Raw genomic sequence first — 3,031 nt, forward strand, 5'->3', positions numbered from 1 at the left:
CGTAGCACGCTGCGAAAAGTTGTGGGGAGCCGCGAGCAGGCTTTGATCCGCAAATATCCGAATGGGGCAACCCACCCGCAAGGGTATCATTACCTGAATACATAGGGTGATGAGGCGAACCCGGGGAACTGAAACATCTCAGTACCTGGAGGAAAAGACATCAATTGAGATTCTGTTAGTAGTGGCGAGCGAACGCGGAACAGGCCAGTATTACTTTGTAAAGAAGCAGAAGGACATGGAAAGGTCCGCCATAGTGGGTGATAGCCCCGTATGCGTAGTGTTGCAGAGTAGTCTTGAGTAGGGCGGGGCACGTGAAACCCTGTCTGAACATGGGGGGACCACCCTCCAAGCCTAAATACTCCCTGGTAACCGATAGTGAACAAGTACCGTGAGGGAAAGGTGAAAAGCACCCCGACAAGGGGAGTGAAATAGACCTGAAACCGAATGCCTACAAACAGTCGGAGCCTCTTATGGGGTGACGGCGTACCTTTTGTATAATGGGTCAGCGAGTTTCTGTTTGCAGCGAGCTTAAGCCGTTAGGTGTAGGCGTAGCGAAAGCGAGTCTGAACAGGGCGTTCAGTTGCTGGCAGAAGACCCGAAACCGAGTGATCTAGCCATGGCCAGGCTGAAGGTGCGGTAACACGCACTGGAGGGCCGAACTCACGCCTGTTGAAAAAGTCGGAGATGAGCTGTGGTTAGGGGTGAAAGGCCAATCAAACTCGGAAATAGCTGGTTCTCCGCGAAATCTATTGAGGTAGACCGTCGAGTATTACCCCGGGGGGTAGAGCACTGGATGGGCTAGGGGGGCCCAAAGCCTTACCAAACCTAACCAAACTCCGAATACCCGGAAGTATGAGCTCGGCAGACAGACAGTGGGTGCTAAGGTCCATTGTCGAGAGGGAAACAGCCCAGACCACCAGCTAAGGCCCCTAAATCGTGGCTAAGTGGGAAAGGATGTGGGGATTCCAAAACAACCAGGAGGTTGGCTTAGAAGCAGCCATCCTTTAAAGAAAGCGTAATAGCTCACTGGTCTAATAGAAACCCTGCGCCGAAAATGTAACGGGGCTCAAGCCACGTGCCGAAGCTGTGGGTGCATATCTATGATATGCGCGGTAGCGGAGCGTTCCGTAAGTCTGTGAAGGAGGCGGGGTGACCCCCTCTGGAGATATCGGAAGTGCGAATGCTGACATGAGTAGCGACAAACAGTGCGAGAAACACTGTCGCCGAAAGTCCAAGGGTTCCTGCGCAAGGTTAATCCACGCAGGGTTAGTCGGCCCCTAAGGCGAGGGCGAAAGCCGTAGTCGATGGGAATCAGGTGAATATTCCTGAACCTGCCAGAAGTGACGAATACAAAATGTTGTCAGTCCTTATCGGATTGAACTGGCTTTTTGCGTATTCCAGGAAATAGCTCTGGCGTATAGACCGTACCCGAAACCGACACAGGTGGACTGGTAGAGAATACCAAGGCGCTTGAGAGAACGATGCTGAAGGAACTAGGCAAATTACTCGTGTAACTTCGGGATAAGCGAGACCCACTGCCGGGCAACCGGGGGTGGGTGGCACAGACCAGGGGGTAGCGACTGTTTAGTAAAAACACAGGGCTCTGCGAAGTCGAAAGACGACGTATAGGGCCTGACGCCTGCCCGGTGCCGGAAGGTTAAGAGGAGGTGTGCAAGCACTGAATTGAAGCCCCGGTAAACGGCGGCCGTAACTATAACGGTCCTAAGGTAGCGAAATTCCTTGTCGGGTAAGTTCCGACCTGCACGAATGGCGTAACGACTTCCCCGCTGTCTCCAGCATCGGCTCAGCGAAATTGAATTCCCCGTGAAGATGCGGGGTATCCGCGGTCAGACGGAAAGACCCTATGAACCTTTACTGCAGCTTTACAGTGGCATCAGAGACATTCTGTGTAGGATAGGTGGGAGGCTTTGAAGCGGGGGCGCCAGTTCCCGTGGAGCCATCCTTGAAATACCACCCTGAATTTTTCTGATGTCTAACCGCGGTCAGTTAGCCTGATCCGGGACCCTGTATGGTGGGCAGTTTGACTGGGGCGGTCGCCTCCCAAAGTGTAACGGAGGCGCGCGATGGTGGGCTCAGGCCGGTCGGAAACCGGCTGTTGAGTGCAATGGCATAAGCCCGCCTGACTGCGAGAGTGACAGCTCGAGCAGAGACGAAAGTCGGCCATAGTGATCCGGTGGTCCCGCGTGGAAGGGCCATCGCTCAACGGATAAAAGGTACTCTAGGGATAACAGGCTGATCTCCCCCAAGAGTCCACATCGACGGGGAGGTTTGGCACCTCGATGTCGGCTCATCACATCCTGGGGCTGGAGCAGGTCCCAAGGGTTCGGCTGTTCGCCGATTAAAGTGGTACGTGAGCTGGGTTTAGAACGTCGTGAGACAGTTCGGTCCCTATCTGCCGTGGATGTTGGAGATTTGAGAGGATTTGTCCCTAGTACGAGAGGACCGGGATGAACATACCTCTGGTGCACCGGTTGTCGCGCCAGCGGCACAGCCGGGTAGCTAAGTATGGACGGGATAACCGCTGAAAGCATCTAAGCGGGAAACCCACCTCAAAACTAGATCTCCCTGAGGGCCGTGAAAGACCATCACGTTAATAGGCCAGGTGTGGAAGCGCAGTAATGCGTGCAGCTAACTGGTCCTAATCGCCCAATAGACTCACTCTCTTTACCATCTCCCTTAAAAGAGATGTTACCCATGCACAGAAATCATCTATGCAAACAAACATACGTCACTTACATCTTACCAACCGGTCCCACTGTCCCTTCCCCAGGGGTAGTTGGGATGACCTGGTGGCCATGGCGGGGAGTGATCCACACGATCCCATCCCGAACTCGACCGTGAAACCCCCCAGCGCCTATGATACTGCGGCTTAAGTCGTGGGAAAGTCGGTCGCCGCCAGGTCTTCCAAACTACCTCACCTCCGCGGGGTGGAGCAGCCCGGTAGCTCGTCAGGCTCATAACCTGAAGGCCGCAGGTTCAAATCCTGCCCCCGCAACCAAATCATATAAAT

1 tRNA gene and 2 rRNA genes (1 of these 3 only partly in view) are annotated in these 3,031 nt (G+C 54.3%); all 3 read left to right on the forward strand.

The features are described from left to right. Window positions 1-2,684, forward strand: a 23S ribosomal RNA gene (locus HK11_RS11690) (it extends 57 nt beyond the left edge of the window). A gap of 122 nt (window positions 2,685-2,806) precedes the next feature. After that, window positions 2,807-2,922, forward strand: a 5S ribosomal RNA gene (gene rrf, locus HK11_RS11695). A 20-nt stretch (window positions 2,923-2,942) separates the two neighbouring features. Next, window positions 2,943-3,019: transfer RNA gene (locus HK11_RS11700), tRNA-Met, on the forward strand. The last annotated feature ends 12 nt before the right edge of the window (window positions 3,020-3,031 follow it).

It is taken from the genome of Acetobacter sp. DmW_043, from assembly GCF_002153485.1.
GTDB classification, from domain to species: domain Bacteria; phylum Pseudomonadota; class Alphaproteobacteria; order Acetobacterales; family Acetobacteraceae; genus Acetobacter; species Acetobacter thailandicus.